21 protein-coding genes are annotated in these 25,911 nt (G+C 69.7%); 11 read left to right on the forward strand and 10 right to left on the reverse strand.

What is annotated here, in order from left to right:
• Positions 1–36: 36 nt before the first annotated feature.
• Genes AB0P17_RS21050 through AB0P17_RS21060 form a run of 3 tightly spaced genes read left to right on the forward strand, consistent with a single transcriptional unit; the run spans position 37 to position 5,476 of the window.
• Positions 37–3,603, forward strand: a complete 3,567-nt coding sequence (locus AB0P17_RS21050) for a sigma-70 family RNA polymerase sigma factor (protein ID WP_365813068.1) — start codon at positions 37–39, stop codon at positions 3,601–3,603.
• Entirely contained in the window at positions 3,600–4,592 is a 993-nt protein-coding gene (locus AB0P17_RS21055) for a hypothetical protein (protein ID WP_365813070.1), read from the forward strand. The genes AB0P17_RS21050 and AB0P17_RS21055 overlap by 4 nt, the downstream gene beginning before the upstream one ends.
• Complete coding sequence (locus AB0P17_RS21060; RefSeq protein ID WP_365813072.1) at positions 4,589–5,476, forward strand: DUF6339 family protein; 888 nt, start codon at positions 4,589–4,591, stop codon at positions 5,474–5,476. Before AB0P17_RS21055 ends, AB0P17_RS21060 begins: the two co-directional genes overlap by 4 nt.
• Here AB0P17_RS21060 and AB0P17_RS21065 read toward each other — a convergent pair.
• From AB0P17_RS21065 to AB0P17_RS21080, 4 genes are all read right to left on the reverse strand, one after another.
• A complete protein-coding gene (locus tag AB0P17_RS21065) occupies positions 5,445–6,761 on the reverse strand; it encodes a DNA cytosine methyltransferase (protein WP_365813074.1) in 1,317 nt (438 codons plus the stop codon). The two genes, AB0P17_RS21060 and AB0P17_RS21065, sit on opposite strands and share 32 nt — an antisense overlap.
• On the reverse strand, positions 6,758–7,765 hold the full coding sequence (locus AB0P17_RS21070; protein WP_365813076.1) for a DNA cytosine methyltransferase: 1,008 nt from the start codon (positions 7,763–7,765) through the stop codon (positions 6,758–6,760). Before AB0P17_RS21070 ends, AB0P17_RS21065 begins: the two co-directional genes overlap by 4 nt.
• Before the next feature lie 19 nt (positions 7,766–7,784).
• Positions 7,785–8,216, reverse strand: a complete 432-nt coding sequence (locus AB0P17_RS21075; protein WP_365813169.1) for a very short patch repair endonuclease — start codon at positions 8,214–8,216, stop codon at positions 7,785–7,787.
• A 130-nt stretch (positions 8,217–8,346) separates the two neighbouring features.
• On the reverse strand, positions 8,347–9,348 hold the full coding sequence (locus AB0P17_RS21080) for an SEC-C metal-binding domain-containing protein (RefSeq protein WP_365813078.1): 1,002 nt from the start codon (positions 9,346–9,348) through the stop codon (positions 8,347–8,349).
• A gap of 248 nt (positions 9,349–9,596) precedes the next feature.
• On the opposite strand from AB0P17_RS21080, the gene AB0P17_RS21085 reads away from it, so the two are divergent.
• From AB0P17_RS21085 to AB0P17_RS21095, 3 genes are all read left to right on the forward strand, one after another.
• Complete coding sequence (locus tag AB0P17_RS21085; RefSeq protein ID WP_365813080.1) at positions 9,597–9,917, forward strand: DUF6412 domain-containing protein; 321 nt, start codon at positions 9,597–9,599, stop codon at positions 9,915–9,917.
• Positions 9,918–10,050: 133 nt separating this feature from the next.
• Positions 10,051–10,821 (forward strand): YidC/Oxa1 family membrane protein insertase, encoded by a 771-nt coding sequence (locus AB0P17_RS21090; protein WP_365813082.1) that lies wholly within the window; start codon positions 10,051–10,053, stop codon positions 10,819–10,821.
• A gap of 123 nt (positions 10,822–10,944) precedes the next feature.
• A complete protein-coding gene (locus AB0P17_RS21095) occupies positions 10,945–11,805 on the forward strand; it encodes a fumarylacetoacetate hydrolase family protein (RefSeq protein WP_365813084.1) in 861 nt (286 codons plus the stop codon).
• 117 nt (positions 11,806–11,922) lie between these two features.
• On the opposite strand, the gene AB0P17_RS21100 is transcribed toward AB0P17_RS21095, so the two are convergent.
• The gene (locus tag AB0P17_RS21100; protein WP_365813086.1) at positions 11,923–12,417 is read right to left on the reverse strand and encodes a heme-degrading domain-containing protein; all 495 of its coding nucleotides are present in this window, start codon (positions 12,415–12,417) and stop codon (positions 11,923–11,925) included.
• A complete protein-coding gene (locus AB0P17_RS21105) occupies positions 12,414–13,595 on the reverse strand; it encodes a Gfo/Idh/MocA family oxidoreductase (RefSeq protein WP_365813087.1) in 1,182 nt (393 codons plus the stop codon). The genes AB0P17_RS21100 and AB0P17_RS21105 overlap by 4 nt, the downstream gene beginning before the upstream one ends.
• A 109-nt stretch (positions 13,596–13,704) precedes the next feature.
• Between AB0P17_RS21105 and AB0P17_RS21110 the strand changes: the two genes are divergently transcribed.
• Positions 13,705–14,997 carry an ROK family transcriptional regulator gene (locus tag AB0P17_RS21110; protein WP_365813089.1) on the forward strand — a complete coding sequence of 431 codons (1,293 nt, stop codon included), beginning with the start codon at positions 13,705–13,707 and terminating at the stop codon, positions 14,995–14,997.
• A gap of 147 nt (positions 14,998–15,144) precedes the next feature.
• Positions 15,145–16,149: a hypothetical protein gene (locus AB0P17_RS21115; protein WP_365813091.1), complete on the forward strand. Its 1,005-nt coding sequence runs from the start codon at positions 15,145–15,147 to the stop codon at positions 16,147–16,149.
• A gap of 241 nt (positions 16,150–16,390) precedes the next feature.
• On the opposite strand, the gene AB0P17_RS21120 is transcribed toward AB0P17_RS21115, so the two are convergent.
• Together AB0P17_RS21120 and AB0P17_RS21125 are read right to left on the reverse strand one after the other, a co-directional pair.
• Positions 16,391–17,173, reverse strand: coding sequence for an HAD-IIA family hydrolase (locus AB0P17_RS21120; RefSeq protein ID WP_365813092.1), 783 nt, complete (start codon positions 17,171–17,173; stop codon positions 16,391–16,393).
• Positions 17,174–17,319: 146 nt separating this feature from the next.
• Positions 17,320–18,243 (reverse strand): recombinase zinc beta ribbon domain-containing protein, encoded by a 924-nt coding sequence (locus AB0P17_RS21125; protein WP_365813170.1) that lies wholly within the window; start codon positions 18,241–18,243, stop codon positions 17,320–17,322.
• 294 nt (positions 18,244–18,537) lie between these two features.
• On the opposite strand from AB0P17_RS21125, the gene AB0P17_RS21130 reads away from it, so the two are divergent.
• The 3 genes from AB0P17_RS21130 (at position 18,538) to AB0P17_RS21140 (ending at position 21,341) form a co-directional block, all read left to right on the forward strand.
• The gene (locus AB0P17_RS21130; RefSeq protein ID WP_365813094.1) at positions 18,538–19,392 is read left to right on the forward strand and encodes a hypothetical protein; all 855 of its coding nucleotides are present in this window, start codon (positions 18,538–18,540) and stop codon (positions 19,390–19,392) included.
• A gap of 169 nt (positions 19,393–19,561) precedes the next feature.
• Entirely contained in the window at positions 19,562–20,194 is a 633-nt protein-coding gene (locus tag AB0P17_RS21135; RefSeq protein ID WP_365813172.1) for a class F sortase, read from the forward strand.
• A gap of 94 nt (positions 20,195–20,288) precedes the next feature.
• A complete protein-coding gene (locus tag AB0P17_RS21140) occupies positions 20,289–21,341 on the forward strand; it encodes a glycoside hydrolase family 6 protein (protein WP_365813096.1) in 1,053 nt (350 codons plus the stop codon).
• Between the two features lie 112 nt (positions 21,342–21,453).
• Here AB0P17_RS21140 and AB0P17_RS21145 read toward each other — a convergent pair whose 3' ends face one another.
• Both AB0P17_RS21145 and AB0P17_RS21150 read right to left on the reverse strand, forming a co-directional pair.
• Entirely contained in the window at positions 21,454–23,406 is a 1,953-nt protein-coding gene (locus AB0P17_RS21145) for a galactose oxidase-like domain-containing protein (RefSeq protein WP_365813098.1), read from the reverse strand.
• Complete coding sequence (locus AB0P17_RS21150) at positions 23,403–25,475, reverse strand: glycosyltransferase family 2 protein (protein ID WP_365813100.1); 2,073 nt, start codon at positions 25,473–25,475, stop codon at positions 23,403–23,405. The genes AB0P17_RS21145 and AB0P17_RS21150 overlap by 4 nt, the downstream gene beginning before the upstream one ends.
• Between the last annotated feature and the right edge of the window lie 436 nt (positions 25,476–25,911).

The following is a 25,911-nucleotide window of genomic DNA, read 5'->3' on the forward strand; positions in this document are numbered from 1 at the left end:
GGCTACGGCGAGTGGTGCGTGGGGGGCGGAAGTGTGATGGCCAGGGAGTCTGACGACCGGGCTGGCAGACCGATGAACGAAGCCGGGTGGGACCTGCTCGTCCGTCTCGTACGTCGATTCACGGCCGAGGGAGTCGACCGTCGAACGGCTCTGGAACAGGTGATGAAGGCCGCGCGCCTCGACGCGCAGGAGACCTCGACCTTGTACCGGGCGGTGACCGCGGCAGAGGTGGAAGTCGAAATGGCCGAAGACGAGCCGGACGAGCCGGACTCTTCGCAGAGTGTGACTGTCGGCCATCGGGCGGACACCGACGAGTACGTCGATGGCCTGAATGTCCCCGATGACGATGACGATGACGATGACGGGGAAGGGGAAGAAGAGGGCCCCGACCCGGAATCGTTCCGAGGGACCGTGCGCGTCGCCGACCTGGGAGCGGCCCGGCGTGCCGCGCTCAAGGTGCTCGAAGTCGACCGCAGAAGAGCGGATCCGCACCGACGCCTGCTGAGCGCGGAGGAGGAGGTGGGACTTTGCCTCCTGTTCCGGGGAGCCGGAGAGCCGTCGAAGCCCCTGCCCGACGGCTATCTGGCGGCGCTTCCACGTGACGGCGAGGCGTACAGAGCCGTGTCCGCCATGGTCGCGCACAATCAGCTTCTCGTTCATAAGATTCTCCGCGGTTTGGGACGCGGGCCGGAAAACCCGATGTACGACGATCTTCTGCAGCACGGCATGATAGGTCTCATCCGTGCTGTGGAGAAGTTCGATATTTCTCTGGGATGCAAGTTCTCCACCTACGCCACCTGGTGGGTTCGGCAGCGAATCACCCGGGCTGTGGTCAACGAAGAGGCGGCGATCCGTCTTCCGGTCCACATCTGGAACCATGTCGAAAAAGTGCGGAAAGCGGAGAGGGCTTTTCTCGACCAGGGTCGGATACCCAATGTGGACGATCTTGCATTGGCCTGCAAACTCGATCCCGAAAAGGTGATGACGTATCGGGACCTGAGTCGGCGTATGGTTCTTTCGCTCGAACGGCCCGTCGGCGAGAACGTGACCCTCGGGGATCTGGTCGTCGACACGTGCCGTCCGGTGCCGGGTCCGGAACAAATGCTTCGGGCCGCATTCGAGCGCCAGGAGCTGATACAGACCTTCGACGCCTGTGTGTTCACGAAGAGAACGCGTGAAATTCTTCTGCTGCGATTTGGATTCGTCGACGGGACACCCTGGACACTGGATGGAATCGGTAAGCGGATCGGGGTCACACGCGAACGCATCCGGCAGATCGAGAAGCGTGCGCTCAAGGATCTGAGGATCCAGATGGGCCTTGAGCCCGACGACGAGGACGCGGAACGCCGTCGGCGGAACGCAGCCCGACAGGTGGCGCGGGAGGCCGCCGGCGAGTCGCTGCCGAACGGCCGCACCGACGTACCGGGGGCAGAGAGCGGTTCAGAGGGGAAAGAGGGAACGGTGGCCGTGAACGGCACGGAGTTCGATCGATGGTTGGCCGAGCGAATGAGGGGGAACGGGATCGACGAAAGCGAACTGGCGCACCGTCTGGAGGTGCCCCGGGCGCTGGTCGAGGCCTGGCTCCAAGGTCGCTCCGTTCCGAGTCCGGACCATGTGACCAAGGTGCGGGAGATCCTTGGGGACTGGGGCGGAAACGGGCAGGAGCCGGCGGTCGGTCCGGTACGGCGGAGGGAACCCGTGGAGACACCGGCCGTCTGGTATCACCGTCCCGGACACGACGACGGTGGGCGGGAGTTCGGTAATGCGGCGGCCTTCGCCTTCGAGGCCGATTTGGAGGTTCTCGCCCGTGAAGCCACCCAGAACAGCCTGGACGAGCGAGACCGGAGGAGTGACCGTCCGGTCGAAGTCCGTTACACACTGCATGAACTGTCCGGTGACGCGCTGGCACGATTCCGTGCCGCGATCCATTGGGACGGTTTGCACCCCCACTATGAGTCCGCCGCCGCCCAGGACCAGAAGGTCGGACGCGTCATCAGCGCCGGTCTGCGAGAAATGACCGAGCGAGATCGACTGGTTCTTCTGCGTGTCGACGATTACAACGCCAATGGGCTGACCGGCGACGATTATGAGGACGGCCGGTTCGCGGCCGTCGTGCGGCGGCAACTCGACAGCCACAAGTCGAATGCCGCAGCGGGCGGTTCATACGGGCTCGGTAAGGCGACGCTCTGGTCGACCAGCCGTCTGGGGCTCGTCCTCATGAATTCCACGCTCTCCGAACCGCACGAGGGACACACGCGCCGGCGGTTGATCGGGCGCCTCGACCTTCCCTGGCGCGAGGTGGAAGGAAAGAGGTTCGCCGGTCCCGCTTGGCTGGGGCTGCCGGACACGGAGTCCGACAATGCGGAGGTCGTCCGCTCTTGGTGGGCCGACGAGGACACGGTCGAGAACCTGTATCTCACCCGCGCGAGCGATGAGCCCGGCACGTCCTTCCTGATCGTCGGAGCCCACGACGTTGCCGGCCTCGCAGGGGAAGGACGGGATCAGGAAGGGGACATGGACGACGACGACAGCCTGGAGCGCATGCACCGGAGGCTGGTTCACGCGCTCGGGCGGAACTTCTGGGCCGCCATGACAGCGGGCGGCGACCGCAGGCCACTGCTGGAGGCGTCGGTTCGGACGCTGCGCAACGGTGTGGAGGTTCTCGCGGAGGAGCAGGTCGATCCCCACGTACATCAGCCCGCGCGCTCGCGCGCTCTGCGCGCCTTCCTGAGCGGCACCACAGTGGACCGTCTCACGGAGGCGGGCCAAGTGGCCTTGGTCAAGGTGCCGTTGAAGGTTCCCGAAAAGGACAGGATCGCCGGTACGGCCGGCGAGCACCAGGCGGTACTGCTCGTCACCGAGGCCACCGACCAGGACGGCAGGATCAACCAGGTAACCGCGATGCGTGGCAATCGCATGACGGTCAAGACCAGTTCGGTGCCCGATATCCCCGTGGGGACCAACCCGTTCCAGGCCGTTCTGCTCGTGGGACTTGCGGCGGGGGACGACGCGCCGTTCGGCGCCGAGGCCGAGGAGTTCCTCCGCTCGTCCGAGCCACCGGAGCACAACAAGTGGGGGCAGAACGAGGAGTTGCGGATGCGCTATTCGCCCTCGGCCCATCGGCGGATCGCGGCGCTGACCACCGAGACCAACAAAGCCGTGCGCGGACTCGTAGCGATTCCCCAGGAGAGGAAGCGGAGCGGCACGAGCAGGTCGAGCAAGCGGTTCAATCTCTCGGGCAGGCCCGCCGCCAAGGCCAGGGGGACGGTGACGCCGCCGAAACTGGACGAGCTGAAGGCCGTCGTCGATGTCTCCGGCGCGTGGCAGGTCACCGCTGAGGTCAAGGTGTCGCCGGGGGGAGATCGCTGGCGTATGAGCCCCGTCGCCAAGCTGGACGTGCGCTCCGGCACCCGCCCTGTGGTCAAGTGGGCCGAACTCGTGGCCGTGAGCAACTGCGAGGTCTCCGACGGCATGCTGTATTTCCCTCCGGGGGTCCGCCGCGCCAGTTTTCGGGGCGTCACGGATGCGTCCACGCACCCGGTGCGAGCCGCGCTGACGGGGCTCGTCGTCGAACTGCAGGAGAGCAAGGGAGATGTCGAGTGAGGGCCTATCCCTACGAGCGGCCGACCGGCCCGGTGACGTCGCGCGTCACGGCCGTCCGGCTGAGCGGCCCCGGCGACCATCGGGAGCAGATGGACACCAGGGGGTATTCGGTCGTCGAGCAGGTGGTGGCGCTCGGCAGGGCCGAGCGCGACGACTGGCAGACCGCACGGCTCACCCTGACCGCGACCGTACCGGCGCGTGAGATCGAGACGAAGGGCCACTGGTCCGATGTCACGGTCGTCGCCGTTCTGACGGAGGGCGCCACCAACACGCGTACGGTCGCACGGTTGACGCCCGATGTGGTGGGCGGGCGGGAGTGGTCGGGGGAGATCGAACTCGACCGGGACGACCACCTGGACCGTGCGTCCCTCGTCGTGCACGTGGTGGCGACCGTGGGCGGTGTCGAAGGGCGGGTCATCGCCTCCACTGACAAGGAGTGGCTGGTCGACATGACGGCCGACGCCCCGCTCAGGCATCGCCAGATCGACCTGAGCGCGGTCAGTTTCGCCCGCAGCGCCGAGTGGTTGCGCAGCTTCCGGGACGCCCCCTGGATCCTGGACACCGCGGGCCGGATGCCCGTCGTCCGGCTGAACTCGGATTTCGAGGGCCTCGTGGCGCTGGTGGACGGCCAAGGCTCGAAGGTGGAGGGCGTCGTACGAGAGATACTGCTGGCCCAGATGGGCACCGATGTGTGGACCGCGGTCTTTCACACCGCCATCGGCGACTTGGAGATCGAGGACGACGGGACGCCGCTCCTCCCGCCGGACTGGCGCGGCGAGGTGCTCCGCGAAATGCTGCCGGACATCGTTCCCGGGCGATCGGTGGAGGACGCTCTCCGTGAGGTCCACATCCGACGTACGGGTGATGGGAGTTGGGCGGACCTGCAACCGCGCATCCAATACGCGGCCTCCCGCCGTGCCGAGGTCCCCAGGGCCCTGGCCGATACTGTCCGTGACATCGAACGACTCGACCAGGAGACCCGCGCGTGACTTCCCGCCCCGAGTACCTCCCGGAGCGATTTGCTCTGCTCTCCGATGTACAGGCCGCGGAGTACATTTCCGCGGGGCTGCTGGAGGGACGCGACGACGTTCCTTCCATCGCGTTGAACAAGGTTGCCGAGCCGCTGTCCGACGGCGAAGCACGACTGGGCCTGCAACGGATACGAGATCTGATCGACCACGCCCTGGCGAAGTTCCAGGGCGAGCGTCCCACGGCGGCCGACGCCTGGCTGGCCCCGCGGTTGCACGAGACTCTGCGATTGACCCGCCGGGAGGCGGCCGAGAAGGGAATCTGGACGTATCTGGCCCTCGGGGTGGCTCCGGACTATGTCGTCTGGCGGCATCTGTCCGAGCCGAAGGCCGACGGCACGCCCGGACGAGTGGCCCGGGACAAGTTCGCCGGCCCGCATTACAAGCAGGCGTTCGCACGCCTCTGGTGGGCGGCCGAGCTCTTCCGTGACGGCTCGGACTACCGCCCCGCCGTCGTGGCCTGCGGTAGTCAGGACATGCTCAACTCGGCTCTACGGCTGGACATCATCGATCACCGCCCCACCGCTCTCGCCCTCGTCAGGCTCATCGAGAAAGGGGTCGTGCGCACCGGTCGCGAGGTCAACGCACTGACGCCCGCGGTCAATGCCGCTGCGGCCACTCTGATGTACGACGTCATCGCCCCGGACCTGGAGCACGACGGTGACTCCCTGCGGGACTGGATCGCGGGGGCCGAGTCCGCCGGTCCGTCTCCCCGTAACAGCCTTCCTGAGGGACCGGAGGAGGAGCGCGTCCCGGAAGAGGTGATACAGCGGCTGGTCGCCCTCTTCGAGGACCTTTTCGCGGACGCACCGGTCAGGGGGCGGGCTCCTGATGAGAACGAGTGACCTTGTGTGAGTCCGGTGGGCATCGGCCCTGATCGCCGCAACCGATGGCGCGCAGCTCGGCCGTGGTGGCCGGGGGCACATCGGGCCAGGTGACGGAGGCAGCCAACTCCCCGTCCGAGGGAGCGTTCCCGCGTAGCGCCCGGCTGAGCACGTGCATGCCCAGCCGGGGTGGCACCGCATTGCCCACTTGCTGCGCCTGGTCCTTGCCCGACCACGGGAAGTTGTGCGGGAAGGTCTGCAGAACCCCCGACTCGGGGATGGTGAACCGGTCGGACCTGGCCGCCTCGTACTCCTCCGCGGACCTGTACACCTTGTTCCGGGAGATCTTCCCGGTGACCGTGAAGGCGGGCTCGGACGACAGACGCCGGCCTCGATTCTTCGGGTCGCCCCCGGAGCCGTAGTTCGAGACGACGAAGAACTTCATCCTGCCTCCCGCCCGGAGCCGGGACACGTCCACCGGCGAACCCTTCAGCTTGCTCGCCGCGTCGAGAGCCTCCGCCATGGAGACCCAGGGCCGCGTGCCCTCGGAGACGTCGGAATCGGCCGAGAACAGGTCCGGCTGAGAGGCATCGCGCTTCCCACGAAGCAGGTCGAAGGGAAGATGGGTGGTTTCAAGCGGTTCGATGGCTCCATGCCCCGGGCGTCGGGCGACGAGTACGGCTCGTGTACGTGTCTGCGGGACCCCGAACTGCTCTGTCTTCAACTGTCGGCATTCCGCCTCGTACTTGACTCCGTTGAGCCGTCCTTCGCCGCTGCGCAGAAGCTTCGCGTAGACCTCCCAGAGGGGCAGGGCCGCGGGCACCTGCTCCAGAACGATCACCTTGTACGGATCACGTCCGTCTGTTTCGATCGCTTTGAGGAGCCAGCGAAGGGGCTCCAGCACCAAGGCGGTGCGCGAGTCGTCGAGGGCGCGCAGGTCCTCGTCGATCTTCGCCTCGTCTTCCCCGTCCACAAGACGGTGGATGAACTCCTGCACCTCGTTCAGCGCTCGCCGTCCCTTGCCCTTGCCCGCGATGGAGAAGGACTGACAGGGTGGCCCACCGGCCAGGACGTCGACCGATTGCGGGATCTCGTCGAAGCGACTCGTGCGCATAACGCTCACATCGGCGTGAATCGTCGGCAGGCCCGCGGCATAGCGGGTCTCGCACGCGTTCCGGTCCCACTCGATCCCGATGCTCTTGAAGCCCAGAAAATGCGCGGCCACATCGAGTCCACCGGGACCTGCGAAAAGGTCCAGAATCCGGATTTCGTCGAGGTGGTGAACCTTTGGTTCCGGGCTGTTCATGGGGTTTGAGTGTAACGGGAGACGGGGGTTACGGGTGACGCCAATGCCGCTCGGATCGCCAGCCCGAGCGCCTTGGCCACGGGGGGTGGGGAGGCATGCCCGACCTGACGGTAACGTGCCGTCTTCCTCCCGGCGAACCTCCAATCGGACGGGAACCCCTGCAGGAGCGCGGCCTGATCCGTCGTGATCCGCACCATTCCGCGCCGCCCGGCTTCAGGTGCCCAGGTGAAGTCCGCGCCGGGAACGTTGTCGGCCACGCTGCTCCCGTCCACCCCCATCCGGGCCCAGGCCTTCCTTGTTCCGGTCGGTCCGAGGTCCGCGCCACCTCGCCGGTCCGACCCGCCCACCAAGGTCGGCGCCACACTGAGTGCCTGGGCCGCCCACCGGTCGACGTCCCGCCAACCGCCCGCGGCCATGGAGCGGCGGAGGGCTCGACCTACGGACAGATGCTCGTGCACCGTTGGCTCCGGTGGGCGGAACGCGTCGAAATACTGTTTCCTGAGCGCCACGAGCACTCCTTGTTTTCGGCTCTGGGGGACCCCGAAGTCGGCCGCGTTCAGAAGGAACCACCGGAACCGGTAGCCGAGATGACTCAGCTCGTTGCCGATGAGGTCGCGTATCGACGCGAAGCCGGGTGCGCTCAGCAGCCCCGGTACGTTCTCGATGACCAGAGCGCGAGGCTGGACGGCGTGCGCCAGGTAGACCGTTGCTTCCAGCAAGCGCAGTTCGGCCTCGGTCTCGGTGCGCGTGACGGTCGCGCTCGACCTCACCCGGGGCGGTCCGGCCGACAGGAGATCCACGTCGTAGATCTCCTGATACCTCGAAGGGGAGAAGTCCAGCAGGTCCGTCTCCAGAACCTGCCAAGCCGGGCGGTTCCCGCGCAGGGTGGCGCAGGCCGCAGGGTTCTTGTCCAGGAGCAGTACGGGTTCGAAGCCCGCGTGCTCCAGCCCCAAAGCCAATCCCCCCGCGCCCGCGCACACGTCGACGAATCGCAGTCCGCTCACCGGCCCCGCCCTCCGTGGATCATTTCCGCCTGTTTGCCTTCTCCTGTTCGACAGCCGCGGCCACCTGACGCATCACGGCCTCCGGTGACTCGTGTTCCCAAAAGCGCAGAACCGTCCACCCCTCCGACCGCAACTGCGCGTTTGTCTCCTGGTCCCGCTCGATGTTGCGATCGAGCTTCCTCCGCCACCACTCCGCGTTCGCTTTGGGGCTGGTGGCATGCTCCGGGCAGCCGTGCCAGAAGCAGCCGTCGATGAGGATCGCCAACCTGGCACGGGTGAACGCGATGTCGATCTTGCGTCTGCGCATGCCCGGCACTGGATAGTGGGTCCGGTAGCGGTATCCGGAGGCATGGAGAAGTTGCCGCACTGCCCGTTCGGCACCGGTGTCCTGGTTGGTCTGCCTGCTCATCCGGACCGAGACGCCAGGGCTGGACGGGAGTGCGGCGCGCATATAGCTCAGTGTCCCATTTTCGGCGTTGTTTCGGTCCATGATGAGAGAGTCACGTTGAGTGACGTTCGGTGTCGGCGTCGGTCGTTACATCCCGGAGACTCAAGATGCTCCGCGTGCCCTTCGGGCGTGGTTACGCGCCGCCGTGGCAGTCCCGGTAAGCCTTCGTCGAGCCGCACCAGCAGGCCGCGTTGCGGGACGGGGGCCACGGGGTGGCTCGGCCTCGGGCGGCGAGGGTGGTGGCGTACAGGGGGAGCAGGGTGGGCTGGGTGGGGGAGGACTGTTCCGAGGCCGCGAAGGCTTCGTACGAGGGGACCGTGGCCGTGACGATGCCCAGGTTGGGGGTGCCCGTGGCGGCGAGGTCGCGGAGGGCGGATTCCACGTGGGCCAGGTGTGCCTCGTGCGAGGGGTACTCGGTGGTGAGGGTGGGGTACGCGGCCAGGAGTTCGGCCAGTTCCCCGGCCGGCCAGTGCAGGAGCGCCACCGGGAAGGGGCGGGACAGTGCGGTGCGGTAGGAGCCCAGTTCGGCGCGGAGGCGGGTGATCTCGGCCTGGAGCTCGGCGGGGTTGTCGGAGCCCAGGGACCAGAGGCGTTTCGGGTCGTGGAGTTCGTCCAGGGGGACCGCCGCCGGGTTGACGCGGTCGGCCAGGGCGTCCCAGGTGTCGTGGTCCAGGCCCAGCAGGCGGCGTACGCGGTGGCGGCCGATCAGGAGGGAGTGGGTGGGGTACGGGACGTCCTCGCCCGGGGCGAGGAGGAGGTTCAGGGCGCTGGTGAACGAGTCGTGGGCCGCCTCCAGCTCGTCGTGGGACTCCAGGGTCTCCGCGACGATCTCCCAGGGCGCCGGGTCCAGCGGGGCCGCGGTGCGCACTCCTTCGATGATCGCGCGGGCCTCCGCCTCGTGGCCGTACTCCCACAGGTTGGCGGCCTGGAGCGCCTTGACGAGGTGGAGGTGTTCCGGGGACGCCGCGAGGAGGGTGTCGTAGAGGCCGGTGGCGCGTTCGCGGTCGCCGGCGAGTTCCAGGTGGGCCGCCGCCCGGAGGAGCAGGGGCTCGTGGTCCTCGGGGTACCGCTCGGCGGTGCGGAGCAGGCGCTCGGCTTCCGCGGTGTGGTCGGCAGGCAGCATGTCGGGGCGCATGGTCCACACCGTACTGCCGTACCGGGCGGGGGTGGAGGGCAAGGGGACAGGGCGCGGGGGGCGGGTCGGACGGGCGGGGGCGCGGAGTCCCGCGGAGCGGGTTCCCGGGGCTCTCCCCGCCGTCCCTCCGGCCGTCGCCGGGTGCCTCAGGGGCATCGTCCTTCTTCTGTACGACTCGGTGCCGACAGGGCATCGTGTATAACGAAGAGGACGTGGTGGACGGAGCGGAAAACGGAGGAGGCAGGTATATGGTCCGCAGCGCGCTGCGCCTGCTGCGCCCCGCCGTGCTCCTGATCTTCCTCCTCGCCGAGTTCCTGCTCCTCGACGCGGGCGGTCTCTCCGCCGCCGTCGCGCTCGCCGCGACCGCCACCGCCACCGCGGGCTCCGCGCTCGTCGTCTGCGCCCTGATCAGCGCGCGCTCCGTGCCCGCCCAGCCCCGGCACCGGGTACGGACGGCCATCCGCGACCGCGAGCAACGTACCGCCTTCCTGCCCCAGCGCGATCCCGACGCCGCCGGCCGCACCCGGCCCCGAGCCCCCGGGCGGGCGCTGCCGGCGGCCTTCGCGTAGGGATCTCTCGCTCCTCAAGCCCCCCGGGCGGTTCCGCCCCCGGGTCTCCCCGCGCGGGTCGTCATGCCTCGCTGCCGCCGCCATGCCGCAGCGTTCTTCGTCCGGCACGACGAGACCCCCGGAGGGCTCCCCCTTGTCCGCGTTCATGTCCGTATTCGCCCACCTGGTCGGCCAGCTCGCCGAGCTGCTCCAGCCGCTGTTCCACGCGGGCGCCGCCGCCGCGGCGATCGTCCTGTTCACCGCGTGCGTACGGCTCGCGATCCACCCCCTGTCACGGGCCGCCGCCCGCGGGCAGAAGGCGCGTACGAAGCTGGCGCCACAGATCGCCGAGCTGCGCGAGAAGCACGGCAAGAACCCCGAGCGCATGCAGAAGGCGCTCATGGAACTGCACACCAAGGAGAAGGTCTCGCCGCTCTCCGGCTGCCTGCCGAGCCTGGCGCAGATGCCCGCGTTCTTCCTGATGTACCACCTCTTCTCCAGCCGCGAGATCGGCGGCGAGGCCAACGAACTCCTCGGCCACTCCCTCTTTGCCGCGCCCCTCGGCGGCCGCTGGACGCACGCGCTCGCCGACGGAGGCGTCCTCGGCGGCGCCGGGCTGGTGTACCTGGCGCTGTTCGCGATCGTCGCCGGTGTCGCGACCTTCAACTACCGGCGTACGAAGGCGCAGATGGCGAACGCGCCCGCGACGCCGGCCGGCCCGGACGGACAGGCGGTGCCCGGGCTCGGCGCGATGACCAAGGTCATGCCGCTGATGTCCTTCGCGACGCTCTTCACCGTCGCCGTCGTGCCGCTCGCCGCCGCGCTGTACGTGGTGACCAGTACGACCTGGACGGCCGCCGAGCGGTACTTCCTCTACCGGGACATGCCCGTCGCGGGCGCCCTCGCCCCCGGCGCCGCGATCTGAGGGGGCGGGGCGGGCGTCCACGGGGTGGCCGGGCGTCCACGGGGTGGTCGGGGGCTTGCCCTCGACCCCGCCTAATGATCGGATGTATCGCAGATCCGGCCGAGGAGAAGGAGACCAGGGACCATGAAGCTGCTGCGTGTCGGTACGCCGGGGGCCGAGCGCCCGGCGCTGCTCGACCAGGACGGGACGACGCTCCGGGACCTGTCCGGGTTCGTCGGCGACATCGACGGGGCGCTGCTCGCCGACGCCGCCGCGCTGGACCGGATACGGCAGGCCGCCGCCGGTGGCGAGCTGCCGGTGATCGACGGCGCGGGGACGCGTGTCGGGCCGCCGCTCGGCCGGATCGGCAAGATCGTGTGCATCGGGCTGAACTACCACGACCACGCCGCCGAGACCGGCGCCGAGATCCCGGCCGAGCCGATCATCTTCTTCAAGGCGCCGGACACAGTGATCGGACCTGATGACACCGTTCTCGTCCCCCGGGGCAGCCTGAAGACCGACTGGGAGGTCGAGCTCGCCGTCGTCATCGGGCGCACCGCGCGCTACCTCGACTCGGCGGCGGACGGCCTCGCGCACGTCGGCGGCTACGCCGTCGCGCACGACGTGTCCGAGCGCGCGTTCCAGATCGAGCGCGGCGGCACATGGGACAAGGGCAAGAACTGCGAGACGTTCAACCCGCTGGGGCCCTGGCTGGTGACCGCCGACGAGGTGGGCGACCCGCAGGCGCTGGGGCTCAGGCTCTGGGTCAACGGGGAGCTGAAGCAGGACGGGACGACCGCCGAGCAGATCTTCGGCGTCGGGGAGGTCGTACGGTACGTCAGCCAGTTCATGACCCTGTATCCCGGCGATGTGATCAACACCGGGACCCCGGCGGGCGTGGCGATGGGCCGGCCGGAGCCGAAGCCGTATCTGCGGGCGGGCGACGTGGTGGAGCTGGAGATCGACGGGCTGGGGCGGCAGCGGCAGGAGTTCAAGGACGCCTGACGCGCCGACGCACCCACGCGCCGACGTGGGGCAAGGGGGTACGGGGGTACGGGGGATACGGGGGTACGGCGACAGCTTGCCGTGCCCTCGAACCCGTACCCCGACCCGTACGGAGCCTCAGTCGCGGCGCAGCTTCTCCAGCGCCTCCACCACCAGCGCGTGGTCCTCGACCTGCGGCAGGCCCGAGACCGTCACCGTACCGATGACCCCCGCGCCCTCCACGGTGATCGGGAACGAGCCGCCGTGCGCCGCGTACCGGTCCGGGTCCAGGCGTGAGGACTCCTCGAACGTGGTGCCCTTGGCGCGGTGGCGGGCGCCGACCAGGAGCGAGGCCGCTCCGTACCGCTCCACGACCCGGCGCTTCCGGTCGATCCACGCGTCGTTGTCCGCCGTCGAGCCGGGCAGCGCGCAGTGGAAGAGCTGCTGCGTGCCCCGGCGGATGTCGATCGCCACCGGCGCGTTCCTGGCCCGTGCCAGCTCGACCAGCAGGGTGCCCAGCTCCCAGGCGGTCTCGTGGGTGAAGTGGCGGAACGTCAGGCGGACTTCCTGGCTCTCCAACTCGGCGACGGTGGGGGCCGTGACGGAAGTGGGGGCCGTGGGGGTGGCGTTCATGAGTGGGGGGCCTCCTGGGTCTGGGCGGTCCCCGGGGCGGTCCCGGGAGTGGTGGGCTTCGGAGCGGTCTCCGTGGTGGTCTCCACGGGGTGTTCCAAGGTGACGGTGACGCCCTCCTGCGCCGAACGCACCGCCGCCTCCAGGACATCGAGCGTCGCCGCCGCCTCGTACGCGGTCACCGGCGGCGGCGTGCCGTCGCGCAGCGCCGCCGCGATCGCCGCGTAGTACGCCGGATAGTCGCCCGGCTCGGTCTCCACCGGGTGGCCCCCGCCGGTCAGCGGCGAGTCGCCCGCGCCGAGCCGCCCCCAGAGCGACTCCGGCTCCAGGCCCCAGCCCGCCGCCCGGCCGCCGCCGGGGCGCCGGCCGTCGCGCAGGTCCGCCTCCTGGGGGTCGAGGCCGTACTTCACGAACCCCGCCTTCGAGCCCAGCACCCGGAAGCGCGGGCCGAGCTGGGCCGTGGTGGCGCTGGCGTACAGGTGCGAGCGGACACCGTTCGCGTGCGTGAGCGCGATGAAGGTGTCGTCGTCGGTCTGGGCACCGGGGCGCCGTACGTCCGCCTCCGCGTAGACCCGTACCGCCGGACCGAAGAGCACCAGCGCCTGGTCGACCACATGGCTGCCCAGGTCGTACAGCAGCCCGCCGATCTCCTCCGGCGCGCCCGACTCGCGCCAGCCGCCCTTGAGCTGCGGGCGCCAGCGCTCGAAGCGGGACTCGAAGCGCTGTACGTCGCCGAGCCGGCCCGTGCCCAGCAGGCGGGTGAGGGTGAGGAAGTCGTTGTCCCAGCGGCGGTTCTGGAAGACGGAGAGCAGCAGCCCGCGCTCCTCGGCCAGCGCCGCGAGTCCGCGCGCCTCGGCGGCGGTGCCCGCGAGGGGCTTGTCCACGACGACCGGCAGTCCGGCCTTGAGCGCGGCCGTCGCGATCGGGACATGCGTCCTGTTGGGGGAGGCGATGACGATCAGGTCCAGCTCGTCCGCCCGCTGCCACAGCTCTTCCGGCGTCGCCGCGAACCGTACGTCCGGGAACTCGGCCCGCGCCTGCGCCCGGCGCTCCTGAGCGGCGGTCACGACCGTGTCGAGGACGAGTCCTTCGGTGGCGGCGATCAGCGGAGCGTGGAAGACGGAACCCGCGAGGCCGTAGCCCACGAGTCCGACGCGCGGAGGGGTGCCGGTACCAGTCATGCAACCACTTAAGCAACGGCGTTTCCAAAGTGCAAGAGCGGTGGACAATGGTGCGTGTGAGCAGAAGAACGGGGGACGGTGCGGGTATGGGCGGGGACATGGGGTGCGTATGAGCGTGGGTGTGGGCGAGGGCATGCGTGATGCGGGTGGTGTGGGTGGCGCGGGTGGTGTGATTGGTACGGGCAGTGCGGGTGGTACGGGCGGTACGGGTGGTGCGGGTGGCTCCGGGGCCAATCTGCCGGCGCTGCGCGGGTACAACTCCGCGCTCGTGCTCGATCTGCTCCGCGCGGCGGGCGAGGGCGGCATCAGCCGGCTCGAACTCGCCGAGCGCACCGGGCTCACCCCGCAGGCCGTCAGCAAGATCACGGCGCGGCTGCGGGCGGAGGGCCTCGCGGCCGAGGCGGGACGCCGCGCCTCCACGGGCGGCAAGCCCAGGACCGTGCTGCGGCTGGTGCCCTCGGCCGCGTACGCCGTGGGGCTGCACCTCGACCGGGACGAGCTGACGGCGGTACTGGTGGACCTGGCCGGGACGCCGGTCGCCGTCCGCCGGGTCCCGTTCGACCTGGGCGCGGGCGCGGAGCGGGTCGTCGAGGCGGCGGCGGCACAGGTCGAGGCCGTACGGGGCGGGCCGGGCGGGACGGCTGGGGCGAGCGGTTCGGGCGGGTCCGGTGGGTCCGGTGGGGGTGCCGGGCCGCTGGGGGGCGGGCCGCCCGGTGCCGGGCCGCTCGGGGTCGGGGTCGCGATGCCGGGGCCGCTCGACCACGCGACCGGTGTGCCCCGTCGCGTCACCGGCTTCCCGCAGTGGCAGGGCTTTCCGCTGCGCGACGCCCTGGCCGCCCGGCTCCGGCTGCCCGTCGTCCTCGACAAGGACACCCACGCCGCCGCGCTCGGACTCGCCCTGCGCGGGCGCGCCGAAGCCGGCGGTCCGGCGGTTGCCGGGGGCGCCACGGGGGCCGGGGAGTCGTTCGCGTACCTCCATCTCGGTACGGGGCTGGGCGCCGGGCTCGTACTCGGTGGCGTGCTGCACCGGGGCGCGCGCACCGGCGCGGGGGAGTTCGGGCACCAGGTCATCCAGCTCGACGGGCCGCTCTGCGACTGCGGCAACCGGGGCTGCGTCGAGGCGCTCTGCCTGGCCGCCGTCGCGCGCGGCGACCTGGCGGAGGCGGCCCGGGTCCTCGGCGCGGGCGCCGCGAACCTCGTCGCCCTGCTCGACATCGATCGCGTGCTGCTCGGCGGCCGGACGATCGCCGCGCACGAGGAGCGTTTCGTACGGGGCGTACGCGCCGTGATCGCCGAGCGCGCCGGGGGCGCGGGCATCCCGGTGGAGCTCGCCGGGGGAGGCGCGCACGCGGTCGCGGAGGGCGCGGCGCAGCTGGTGCTCGGGCCGGTGTTCGGCCGCTGACGGGCCGCGCTGGCCCAATGAGGTGCATTGGTATGACTTTCTGACTGGTGTGTGGGGTGGCGTGGCCGGTCGGAACCCGGGCCCGTGGCACGGTCGGGGCGCCCCGACCGCCCCGCGACCAGCGAAGGCCGTTCTGCCATGCGTCCCGTGCGACCGCTTCACCTCCTCGCCGCCGTCGCCGTGTTCGTCGTGTGTGCCGTGTTCGTCACCTTCGCCGCGCTCGCCGTGGCCACCACGGAGGCCCCGGTCACCACGGACGCGCTGGCCGGCCCGGCCGGCAGCGACCCGGGCCAGACCTGCGGCCGGGTGGCCGACCCCGACTTCCCGATCAGGGCCGAGTTGCGCGGCGGCCCGGGTGCGTACCGGGCCGGCGGCGCGGCCGGGGAGTGGTCGCTCGACCTGACCAACACCACCGGCGCGGAGTGCCGCAACATCCACCCCGTCGTGGTCCTCTACGACCGCGACCGGGTGCTCGACGTCTCCCAGGTGAGGCTGGAGATGGCCGACGACCGGGGGCGCCTGCGCGTACTGCCGCTGGAGCGGACCGACCAGGACGAGATCGTCGCCGTACGGGACGACGGGTCACCCGGTTTCACCGTCGCGGCGCACCGGACCGTCACCGTCCGGGCGCGGCTGGCCTTCACCGCGAGCGCGCGCCCGAACCGGATCTCCGCCACCGTCGCGACAGTGCAGCGCCGGGGAAACGACGGTGACTGGGTCGGCGCGTCCCACACCTACCGCTTCGCCATCGCCGCCCCGGCCGGAGCCCCCGCCGCCTCGGCCCCGGCCTCCGCCCCGGCCACCGCGAAGGCTTCCGTGCCGGCTTCCTCTTATGCCTCCGCGCTGCCTTCCGCTCCGGTCTCCGCTCCTGCTTCCGACTCCGACTCCGACTCCGACTCCGACTCCCCCTCCGACTCCGCTCCCTTCGCGCACCGCCCGGCCGACTTCCGTGCGCCGGGCGGCCCGTGGACCGGGGCCGTGCCGGTGCCGCGCCGCGAGGCCGCGCCCGGTCTCCTCGGCTTCCCGGCACTCGCCGCCACCGGAACCCGCGCCGATCTCGCCGGCCGGGTCGTCGCCGCCCTGGCGCTGGGCACCGCCGGCGTCGTGCTCGCCCTCGGGATCCGCCGCGTCGGGCCCGGCCGGCGGCCCTGACCTTGACGGGTCTGACCGAGACCTCGACCAGCCGCACTACGTCATCCTCGGCGGGACCCACCCGGGCAGGTGGCTGAATGTGTCAGGACCGGTTTCTTCCATGGTGCTCCGGGTGGCTCCGGCCCGGCGGCGGTGCGGGTGGCGTGCTCTTGTCGTGGTAGCCGAATGCCTGAGCGATGACGGGAACCGGGACCTGGAGGGCGAGTTGGCGGATCGCGGAAGTGCGGCCTTTTCGAACTCTCTACCGAATGAGGTCAACCAAGTCCGCGATCGAGTTCACGACCTTCGAAGGGCGGTACGGGTAGCGGTCCACTTCGTCCGGCTGGGTGACCCCGGTCAGGACGAGGAAGGTCCTCATTCCAGCCTCCAGCCCCGCCAGCACATCCGTATCCATCCGGTCGCCGATCATGGCTGAGGTCTCCGAGTGCGCGCCGATCGCGTTCAGCCCGGCGCGCATCATGAGCGGGTTCGGCTTGCCGACGAAGTACGGCTTTTTGCCGGTAGCTGCGGTGATCAGCGCGGCAACGGCCCCAGTGGCGGGAAGCGCACCCTCGGCAGAGGGGCCCGTCTCGTCGGGGTTCGTGGCGATGAACCGGGCACCGCTGTTGATCAGCCGGACAGCCTTTGTCATGGCCTCGAATGAGTAAGTTCGAGTCTCGCCCAGGATCACGAAGTCGGGCTCGTGGTCGGTCAGGGTGTAGCCGATGTCGTGCAGCGCGGTGGTCAGCCCGGCCTCGCCGATGACGAAGGCGGTGCCCCCGGGGCGCTGGTCGTCGAGGAACTGCGCCGTTGCCAGGGCGGAAGTCCAGATGTTCTCTTCGGGTACGTCCAGACCCATCCGGGCCAGCCTGGCGCGCAGGTCGCGTGGCGTGTAGATCGAGTTGTTGGTCAGGACCAGGAAGGGCTTTCCCGACTCTTTCAGCCGCTTCAGGAAGTCGCCGGCGCCGGGGATCGGGATGCCCTCGTGGATCAGCACCCCGTCCATGTCGGTAAGCCAGGATTCGATCGGCCTGCGCTCTGTCATGGGTGCGGACTCCTGCCATGCGGGCTTATGAGATGGGGCATCGCCCTCATCCTATTCGCTCATACAGATACGGTGACGACGAAGCCCAGCGGCTGAAGTCCTTCGACTGCCAGGGCGGGCCAGAGGCGCCGTCGGTCTCGGGCCGGTCACTTCCACACCATCTCAAGCAGCTCAGGTCGGAACCGGCCCCGCTGGGCGCCGCCTTTGCCGGCCCTGCTGATGACCACGGCCTCAAGGCTCCGCGTGATCTCTGCTCGTTTCATGTCAACGGTGTATGTGTCCCACTCCCGGACAACGCGGGCAGCTGTGGAGCCGGTCCGGATCGGAGTGCCGAAGAGAGCGGACGCACTCTCCTTCAACTCCTGTTCCTTGACCTCGAGGCGCCGGATCTCGCGGGCGAACTCGGCGAGGGACAGTTCGTCATCGGCGCGGAGCTGCCGGGCCTCGACCTTGTCCGAGTCGATCTGCTTGAGCTTGGCCTTGGCCGCTTCCAGCTCAGGGTCTTCCTTGACGGTCGACGTCATGTCCCGAGTCTGCTTCCTGAGGTGGTCCAAGAGGACTCGTTCCACGTGGTCATCAACCGGGGGGCCGCTACGAGACAGCTTCCCGCAGCCTCCGGTGGCGACCTTGCACAGGTAGTAGTACCCGTGTTTCTCGTAGCTCGGCGTACCGTGCTGGTACATCGCCGAGACCAGACCTGCACCGCAGTTGCCGCAGCGAGCGATGCCGGTCAGCAGCCGCTTTGTGACCGTCGTTCCGGACTTCCGGCCCTTGCCCGTGTTCTTCCGGGAGTCGAGCACGTTCACCAGCTCCCGCCACTCCTCGGGCGTGAAGATCGTCTCCCACTTGCCGACGACGGGCGTACCGTCCGTACGTTCCACCAGGTATTCGACGGGGTCCACCCGCCCGGATCGCTCGCGGAGTTCCTGGGGGATACAGGCACGGTATCCGCAGAGGCGGGGGTTACGGAGGATGTACTTGACGCTGCTGTAGCTGATGCTCTTTTCTGCGGGCGTCTGCGGGCGTCTGCGGAGTACGGACCTTTGCTTTCGTCCATTCCCGATGAACAGTGGCGACCAGTTTGCCGTTCAGGATGTCCTTCCGAGCCTGTCGGAGGATCTCGGCTTCCTTCTCGTCCACGTGTTCGGCGTCCTTCCACCCGAAGGCGCGCTGTCCCTTGTGGGGCTTGCCGTCTGCTGCATCGGCGAGCTTCTGCCGGGCGCCCCTCGAAGGTCGTTGACTCGATCGCCGATCTCGTCGACCGCGTCTGAGCACGTCAGAGGGGTGTACGGGGTGACGCCGCGCCGTTGAGGATGCGAAAACCCCGCGCACGGGTGAGCCTTGCCAGTATCAGGAGGTTCACGATGCGTACTGCTCTGCTCGCTCTCCGTGCCACGGGTGTGGTCACCGTCCTGGTGGCCGCACCCGTCCTCGGCACCGCCACCACCGCCCACGCCCATGACGGCGTCCGGGTCACCGTCATCCCGTCCACCGCCGCCCCGGGCGAAGAGGTGGAGGTCGACGCCGAAGGATGCAGGAGCCTTGAGGCCGTGGCGGTCTCCCGGGTCTTCGTCGGCGACGCGAATCTGGCCCGCCGCGCCTTCGGCGACGAGTTCGTCCAGGACCAGATCGAGACGGCCAGGAACCCGGGCAAACCCCTGCCGCTCAGGGGCCACGCGCGGGTGAAGGCGTCCGCCACCGAGGGCCGGTACGAGATCGACATCCGGTGCGACGGCCACAACCACCCCGGCTCGGGCAGCTTCGACGTCGTCGCCCGCAACCGGCCCGAGCCGGCGCGATCCGAGCCGGCCCGTCCTGATCCGGCCCGCCCTGATCCCGGCCGACCCGATCCGGGCCGGGCGGACCACCAGCGTCCCGGCCAGGACCGCGGCGACGAAGGCCGCCGGGACCGCGAGCGCGGTGAGCACAACCGCGACCACGACCGCCGCGACCACGACCGCCGGGAGCCCTGGGGCCCGGTCCGGGCCGGCGGCGGCGGTACGGCCCAACTCGCCGCGGACGCACAGCCCGCCGCGGACACCCGGCCCGCGGACGCACGGCCCGTCGGCCGGTCGGAGGAGCACGAGCCCGCCGGAACGGCCGGACCCGGCACCTCGCACGCCGTGATCGGCCTGGTCCTGACCGGTATCGCGGCGGTCGCCGTGGCCTTCAGGAGTGTACGGCGGCAGCGCACGGCGGCCGGGCGGGACGCGAACTGACATGTTCTCAGCACACCGGCCCCCAGGGCACGGCTGGTCGGGACGGCGTTCCATAGACCCCTGCTCCTCCGCGTTCTGTTCGACGGGGCACTGTTCCGCGGACCACTGCTCCTGGCGTAGCCGCCACGGCTGGCACCGCGGCGGCTACGCGTACGGTTCGGGGCGGCTGATGACCGGCGTCGCCTGGGCCGTACTCCTGCTCGGCCTCTGGCTCTGGGGGCGGGACGGCCAGGTCCCGGGCGCCGTGTCGGGCCCCTCCACCGGGGACGTCGCCGCCGTCGGCCGCTCGCTGGGCGCCACGCTGCCGCCGTCCCGTACCCCGCTGGAGTCCACGCCCGGGGCGGGGACCCCGCGGCGCGTCGAGATCCCGTCCCTCGGCATCGAGGCACCCGTCGTGCCGCGCGGGCTCGACGCCGCCGGGGCGGTCGACCCGCCGCCGTACTCGGCGCCGGACACGGTCGGCTGGTACGGCGCGGGCGTCCGGCCGGGCGCGGAGGGCGCCGCGATCCTCGTCGGCCATGTCGACACGCAGACGGAACCGGCCGTTTTCTACGGGCTCAGCTCGGCCAAGCAGGGCGAGAAGGTCCACGTCACGCGGACCGACGGGAAGACCGCCGAGTTCACCATCGACGACGTACAGGTCGTCGACCGGGACCGGTTCGACGCGAAGAAGGTCTACGGGGCCCACGAGAAGTCCCGCGCCGAGCTGCGCCTCATCACCTGCGGCGGCACCTTCGACCGTACGGAGCAGGCCTATACGGCGAACGTGGTGGTGTCGGCCTATCTGACCGGCGTGCGCTGATCGCGCGCCGGGACGGGCCGACGGCGTAACGGGCCGGGCGCGGGACCCGGTATGCCAGGATTGGTGGCTCCGGGCGGCATTCGAAGGGGAGTGGATGTACGGCAGCTATTCCCGTGGCGGACGTGGGGGCGTCCGCACGGGACCGAGGGTCAGGACGGCCGGGGCGGCCGTCGCGGGGGCGGCGCTGCTGCTGGCGGGCTGTACGTCCGGCGGCGACGGTGACGACGACGGTGACCGGAAGGCGGCGCCGGTGAGCCAGCGCCCCAAGGCGGAGGACCCGTACTGGGTCAACCCCGACGGCGGCGCGGCCCGCCAGGTTGCCGCGTACACCGGCAAGGGGGAGACCGAGAACGCCGCACTGATCAGGAAGATCGCGGAACAGCCGGCCGCCGAGTGGATCACTCCCGACAACGCGGAGGCGCAGGCCAAAGGGTTCACGGAAGCGGCGACCAAGGCCGACCGCGACGCCCTGCTGGTCCTCTACAACATCCCGCACCGCGACTGCGGCCAGTTCTCCAAGGGCGGCGCCGCGGACGGCGACACGTACCGGACGTGGGTCGACCAGGTCGCGCGGGGCATCGGCGAGCGCCGGGCGACGGTGGTGCTGGAGCCCGACGCCGTACTGCACCTGGTGGACGGCTGCACACCGCAGGAGTTCCACGAGGAGCGGTACGCCCTGCTGAAGGGCGCGGTCGAGCGGCTCAAGCAGCAGCCCGCCACGACCGTCTACCTGGACGCGGGCAACGCGGGGTGGCAGACCCCCGACGCGCTCTTCGAACCGCTCCGGCGGGCGGGCGTCGACGCCGCCGACGGCTTCTCGGTCAACGTCTCCAACTTCTACGCGACCGACGCGAGCAAGGACTTCGGCAAGCGGCTCTCCGCGAAGGTCGGCGGCAAACCCTTCGTGATCGATACCAGCCGCAACGGCAACGGCCCCTATACCAAGGGCGATCCGAGCGAGAACTGGTGCAACCCGCCGGGCCGTGCCCTCGGCGAGGACCCGACGACGCAGACCGGTGACCCGCTGGTAAAGGCGTACCTGTGGATCAAACGCCCCGGCGAGTCGGACGGGGACTGCAAGGGCGGGCCCAAGGCCGGGGACTGGTACGAGAAGTACGCCCTGGACCTGGCGCGCAACACGAAGTAGCCAGGTACCGAAGGCCCTGACCAGCTCATCGGCCAGGGCCTTCGCCGTGCCGCCCCACCGCGCCGCCCTGCCCGTCGGCCGGCCGACGAACTGTACGACCGACCGAGGTGGGCTACTGCACGTCCACCCACACCGCCTTCGACGGTGTGCCCTCCCCGTCCGTCACGAAGAGCATGTACCACCCCGACGGCACCAGCGCGCTGTTCTTCGGCACCGTGACCTCGATGCCGTCCGCCGTCTTCTCGAAGTCCAGGGCCACCGTGCGCTGTTCGACGTCCGTGACATGTGTGACCGCGCTCGGACGCATCAGCTTCGCCGTCTTGACCGCGCCCGGGTCCTTCACCTTGAAGGTCGCCTTCGCGCCGCGCTCGGCCTCCTTCGGCCCGTCCGTGATCTCGGGACGCGTGTCGCGGAAACCGTACGGCGGTGTGTAGATCTCGATGCGCTGCTCGAAGACGCCCGGCTTGGTGTTGGCCTTGTCCGCGTAGAGCGAGTCCGAGCCGAAGATCATGACCCGGCCGTCGGGCAGCAGCACCGAGCCCGAGTGGTAGTTGCGGCCGACCGCCGGGTCGGCCACGCGGGTGTACGAGTCCGACGCCGGGTCGTACATCCGCGCCTGGAGTACGTTCGAGCCGCCGCGCCCGCGGTAGTCCTTCGAGCCGCCGGTGACCAGCACGCTGTCGTCGGGCAGCAGGGAGGCGCTCGGGTAGCGGGTGCCCTGCTCCAGGGTCGGGCCGTCCTTGAAGCGCGGGTCGTCCTCCTTCAGGTCGACCAGCCGGGACTTGTCGCTGGACTCCTTCGACTCGCCGACCCCGCCGCCGCCGATCACCATGAATTTCTGGTCCTGGGCGGGCGGCAGCATCACCGTCGCCGAGGTCTCCATCAGGTCGGGGTCGCTCAGTCCGGGGATCTTGTCGAACTTGTTGGTCTCCAGGTCCCAGATCCCCGGGTCACGCCCGACATCGGCCGGTCCGTACCCCGCGTTGGAGCCGCTGTAGAAGAGCTTCCCGTTGTCCATGAGGAAGACCGCGGGGTACGTGGGGAACTTCCGGATGATCCCGGTGTACTTCCACGTCCGGGTCTCCGGGTCGTAGATCTCGTCCTTGCCGGGGACGATCTGGCCGATCTCGTCGAGCCCCGACATCGCCAGGACCTTGCCGTCCTGGAGCGTGGTCAGCGTCGGGTACCAGCGGGCCTCGTTCATCGGGTCGACCTTGATGTACTTCTCCGCGGTCGGGTCGAACTCGTAGGCCTCCTTGATCCCCTGGAAGTCCTTCTTGTCGAGGGCCAGCTTCTGCGCGATGCCGTAGACGTTGCGGGCGTCGGAGCCCTTCATGCCCTGCACCCGGTAGTTGTCCTCGGTGCCGGTCTCGTACTGGGCGCCGGACTCGCGGGCCTCGACGTAGATACGGCCGAGTCCGGGGTCGTTGCGCAGGAACGCGCCGGTCTGCTTGTCGAAGACCTTGGTGGCCTTCTCGACCAGGACCGGGTCCTTGGAGACGAATGTCTTGCCGTTCTCCTTGCCGGTGAACACCGTGCCCGCGGGCAGCGTCATCGGCTTGTCCGGGTCCTCGTTGTGGACGATCATCAGGCCGCCCGCCTTGGTGACATCGCCCTTGAGCTTCTCGTACCGCTTCGTGCCGCCGGCGATGAGCAGGTTCCCGTCGGGCAGTTGGGTGTGCCCGGAGCAGAACATGTCCTTGGGGGTGGGGATCATCTTGTACTTGTTGGTCTCCGGGTCCCAGAGCACCGACTCGAACTTGCCCGCGTCGAAGTTCTTCTGGTTGTTCCCGGAGCCGGCTATCAGCAGCACCTTGCCGGTGTGCAGCAGCGAGGCGTGGATTGAGTTGATCTTGAAATTGGCCGGGACGTCCAGGAACTCCCAGTAGCCGTTCGCCGCCTTGTAGTCCGGGCGGTTGATCTTGTACTCGTGGTACTGCTCCGAGCCGAAGCGGTAGAGCGCGGGTCCGTTGAAGCCGGCCACCGCGACGACGACGGCCGCGCCGATCGCGATGCGCCGGGCCCGGTTCTTGCGGTGATTCTGCCGGACGGGAATCGCGCTCATTTCTTACGTCCCCCAAGAGGAATCCGTGCTGTCTGTGCTGTCTGCCCTGTGGGTGCTGCCTGGTTCTGCTGCTGGTGCGGCTGCTGCGGCTGTTGAGCCTGGTACTGCTGCTGCGGGATCTGCGGCAGTGGCGCCGTACGGTCCAGCGACGGTACGGCCTGTTCCGCCACACCAGCCGCACTCGCCGCACCTGCACTGCCCGCCGTGCCCGCGCCACCCGCGCCGCCGCGGTGCGCCCCGCGCCGGCGCTTCGTACGCCGCTCCTGGCGCATGGACCACCGCCAGATGAAGATCGGGGCCGCCGTGATCAGCATCGCCAGCGTCGCCCATGTCAGCATCGCCGGGTGGTCGTGCCCGAGGATCAGCGACGCGACCATCGAACCGCCGAAGATCAGGATGAAGAAGAAGTGCACCCGGAACGTGCCGAAGAGCGTGTCCGGGCTGGACGAGTCGCCCTTCGGCGTCACCACGAAGCTGCTCTTGCGGCGCAGTACGGCGTCCATCAGCGAACGGGCGTACAGCGGCGCCGACATCGCCGACATCGCCATCCCGGCGAGCCCGCCGGAGCCCTCCGGCTCGTGCGGGGAGACGTTGTGGCGGCGGTTCCAGATGTAGAGGCCGATCTGGAGGGCCGAGGCGTTCCCGTACAGCATCATCCAGATCGTCGGGTCGATCTGCACCCCGGAGGCGCCCATACCCAGGAAGAGCGCGCAGCTCAGCGCCGCCAGGATCCAGTTGAGCGCCGACATCGGGTAGAAGATGATCATCATCGTGTAGTTGAAGAGCTTGCCCGGAGGCAGCGAGGAGAAGCCCTTCCAGTACTGCTTGAGGATCGTCTCGTACGTACCGCGCGACCAGCGCAGCTGCTGGGTGAAGAAGTCCGTCCAGGCGGACGGGCCCTCGCCCACGGCGAGCACGTCGGGGGTGTAGACCGAGCGCCACTTGTTGCCGGACACGGGGTTGCGGTGGCGGTGCATCTCGAAGCCGGTCGCCATGTCCTCCGTGATGGAGTCGTAGAGACCGCCGATCTGCTTGAGCGCCTTGATCCGGACCGCGTTGCTCGTCCCGACGAACATGGGGGCGCCGTACCGGTTGCCCGCGCGCTGGATCAGCGCGTGGAAGAGGAACTGCTGCGACTCGGCGGCCTTCGTCACGAACGAGTCGTAGTTCCCGTACACCTGCGGGCCGATGACGAAGCCGACGTCCGGGTCGCGGAAGTAACCGAGCATCCGCTCCAGGTAGTTGGGCATCGGTACGTGGTCGGTGTCGACGGAGGCGAAGTAGTCGTAGTCGTCGCCGTGCGCGTCCAGCCAGGCGTTGTAGTTGCCGTGCTTCGTCTTGGCGCGGTGCGCGCCCTTCGGCTGGTTCCACTTCGCGATGCCCTTGCGGGAGAAGTGGTGCACGCCGAGCCGGGCGCAGACCTCCTTGACCGCCGCGTCGTCGCCCTCGTCCAGCAGCCACACGTGCATGACGCCGCGGTGCCGGATCCGGACCGCCGCCTCCAGCGTCTTCGTCACCATCTCCAGGGGCTCCTTGCCCGGCACGAAGGAGGTGAGGAAGGCCACACGCGTACCGCTCTCGGGTATGACGGGGACCGGGTCACGCGCCACCAGCGTGGCGTGCGCGTTGGAGATCACGTTCATCGTGCGGAACAGCTCGATCAGTCCGATCGAGACGAGCATCACGATGTCGAGGATGAGGAGGGTGTCGTTCTTGAGGTTGGGGTCGCGCTCGGTCCAGTGCTGCGGCTGCATCAGCCAGACGAAGAGCCCGATGGAGAGGAGCGGCGCCGCGCCGAGCAGCAGGGCGGCCCGGATGCGGTGCGTCTCCTGGGAGAGGAGTGAGCGGTACTGCACCTTGTACGGCTTGTCCGCGTCGGGCCTGGTCAGCGGCCCGGCGAGCCGGCTGTAGTGCTCGTAGTCGTACTTGGGCAGGGCGGCCTTGGCCTGCCGCCGCTGCGCTCCGGCCCTTCTCAGGTGCGCGGGTATGCGGAGTTGGGTGGTCCGGGACGCGTCGGGCTCCCGCCGGTCCCCGGCCGGTCCGGCCGGTCCGTCTGGCGTCGACGTCATGAGTCATCCCCCCGCACGCATACGTACTGCGTGATTGATCGAGTGTTCTGCCCGGATGTTCGCGTCCGGAGTGGCGCCCCTCGTCCGTCACTCCGGGCGCGTGAAGTGCGGCCGCTGTCTCCCTAGGACAGGAGAAGCGGCCGGTCCGGTTGCGCGATGTCGCCGACGGCACCGCACAAGCCGCGTCCGTACGGGCCCCCGCCCCGCCGCATCACCACCGTTGGAACAAATGGGCGCGCCGCGCACAACTGTGCGGATCGCGTGCTCCTTTGGTGGTGATGAGTTGAGGATAGGTTGTCCGACCCTCGCCGGGATCGCAAGGGAGAGAAGAGCCGATTAGCGCGCATCTGGGCGATTTGTGTGTTCGGTGTGACGGATGCGATGGCGAACAGGCGCCAAGTTTGGCGTGATTCCGCGAGTCGTCGACCGATGCGGG

It is taken from the genome of Streptomyces sp. NPDC088124, assembly GCF_040685895.1.
In the GTDB taxonomy this organism is placed as follows: Bacteria; Actinomycetota; Actinomycetes; order Streptomycetales; family Streptomycetaceae; genus Streptomyces.

Excerpts from the sequence above, each read along its gene's own strand:
- AB0P17_RS21050 (WP_365813068.1), top strand. The coding sequence starts at position 37 with ATGGCCAGGGAGTCTGACGACCGGGCTGGCAGACCGATGAACGAAGCC.
- AB0P17_RS21065 (WP_365813074.1), bottom strand. The coding sequence starts at position 6,761 with ATGAACAGCCCGGAACCAAAGGTTCACCACCTCGACGAAATCCGGATT.
- AB0P17_RS21075 (WP_365813169.1), bottom strand. The coding sequence starts at position 8,216 with ATGCGCGCCGCACTCCCGTCCAGCCCTGGCGTCTCGGTCCGGATGAGC.
- AB0P17_RS21080 (WP_365813078.1), bottom strand. The coding sequence starts at position 9,348 with ATGCGCCCCGACATGCTGCCTGCCGACCACACCGCGGAAGCCGAGCGC.
- AB0P17_RS21085 (WP_365813080.1), top strand. The coding sequence starts at position 9,597 with ATGGTCCGCAGCGCGCTGCGCCTGCTGCGCCCCGCCGTGCTCCTGATC.
- AB0P17_RS21095 (WP_365813084.1), top strand. The coding sequence starts at position 10,945 with ATGAAGCTGCTGCGTGTCGGTACGCCGGGGGCCGAGCGCCCGGCGCTG.
- AB0P17_RS21100 (WP_365813086.1), bottom strand. The coding sequence starts at position 12,417 with ATGAACGCCACCCCCACGGCCCCCACTTCCGTCACGGCCCCCACCGTC.
- AB0P17_RS21105 (WP_365813087.1), bottom strand. The coding sequence starts at position 13,595 with ATGACTGGTACCGGCACCCCTCCGCGCGTCGGACTCGTGGGCTACGGC.
- AB0P17_RS21110 (WP_365813089.1), top strand. The coding sequence starts at position 13,705 with ATGAGCGTGGGTGTGGGCGAGGGCATGCGTGATGCGGGTGGTGTGGGT.
- AB0P17_RS21120 (WP_365813092.1), bottom strand. The coding sequence starts at position 17,173 with ATGACAGAGCGCAGGCCGATCGAATCCTGGCTTACCGACATGGACGGG.
- AB0P17_RS21130 (WP_365813094.1), top strand. The coding sequence starts at position 18,538 with ATGCGTACTGCTCTGCTCGCTCTCCGTGCCACGGGTGTGGTCACCGTC.
- AB0P17_RS21135 (WP_365813172.1), top strand. The coding sequence starts at position 19,562 with ATGACCGGCGTCGCCTGGGCCGTACTCCTGCTCGGCCTCTGGCTCTGG.
- AB0P17_RS21140 (WP_365813096.1), top strand. The coding sequence starts at position 20,289 with ATGTACGGCAGCTATTCCCGTGGCGGACGTGGGGGCGTCCGCACGGGA.
- AB0P17_RS21145 (WP_365813098.1), bottom strand. The coding sequence starts at position 23,406 with ATGAGCGCGATTCCCGTCCGGCAGAATCACCGCAAGAACCGGGCCCGG.
- AB0P17_RS21150 (WP_365813100.1), bottom strand. The coding sequence starts at position 25,475 with ATGACGTCGACGCCAGACGGACCGGCCGGACCGGCCGGGGACCGGCGG.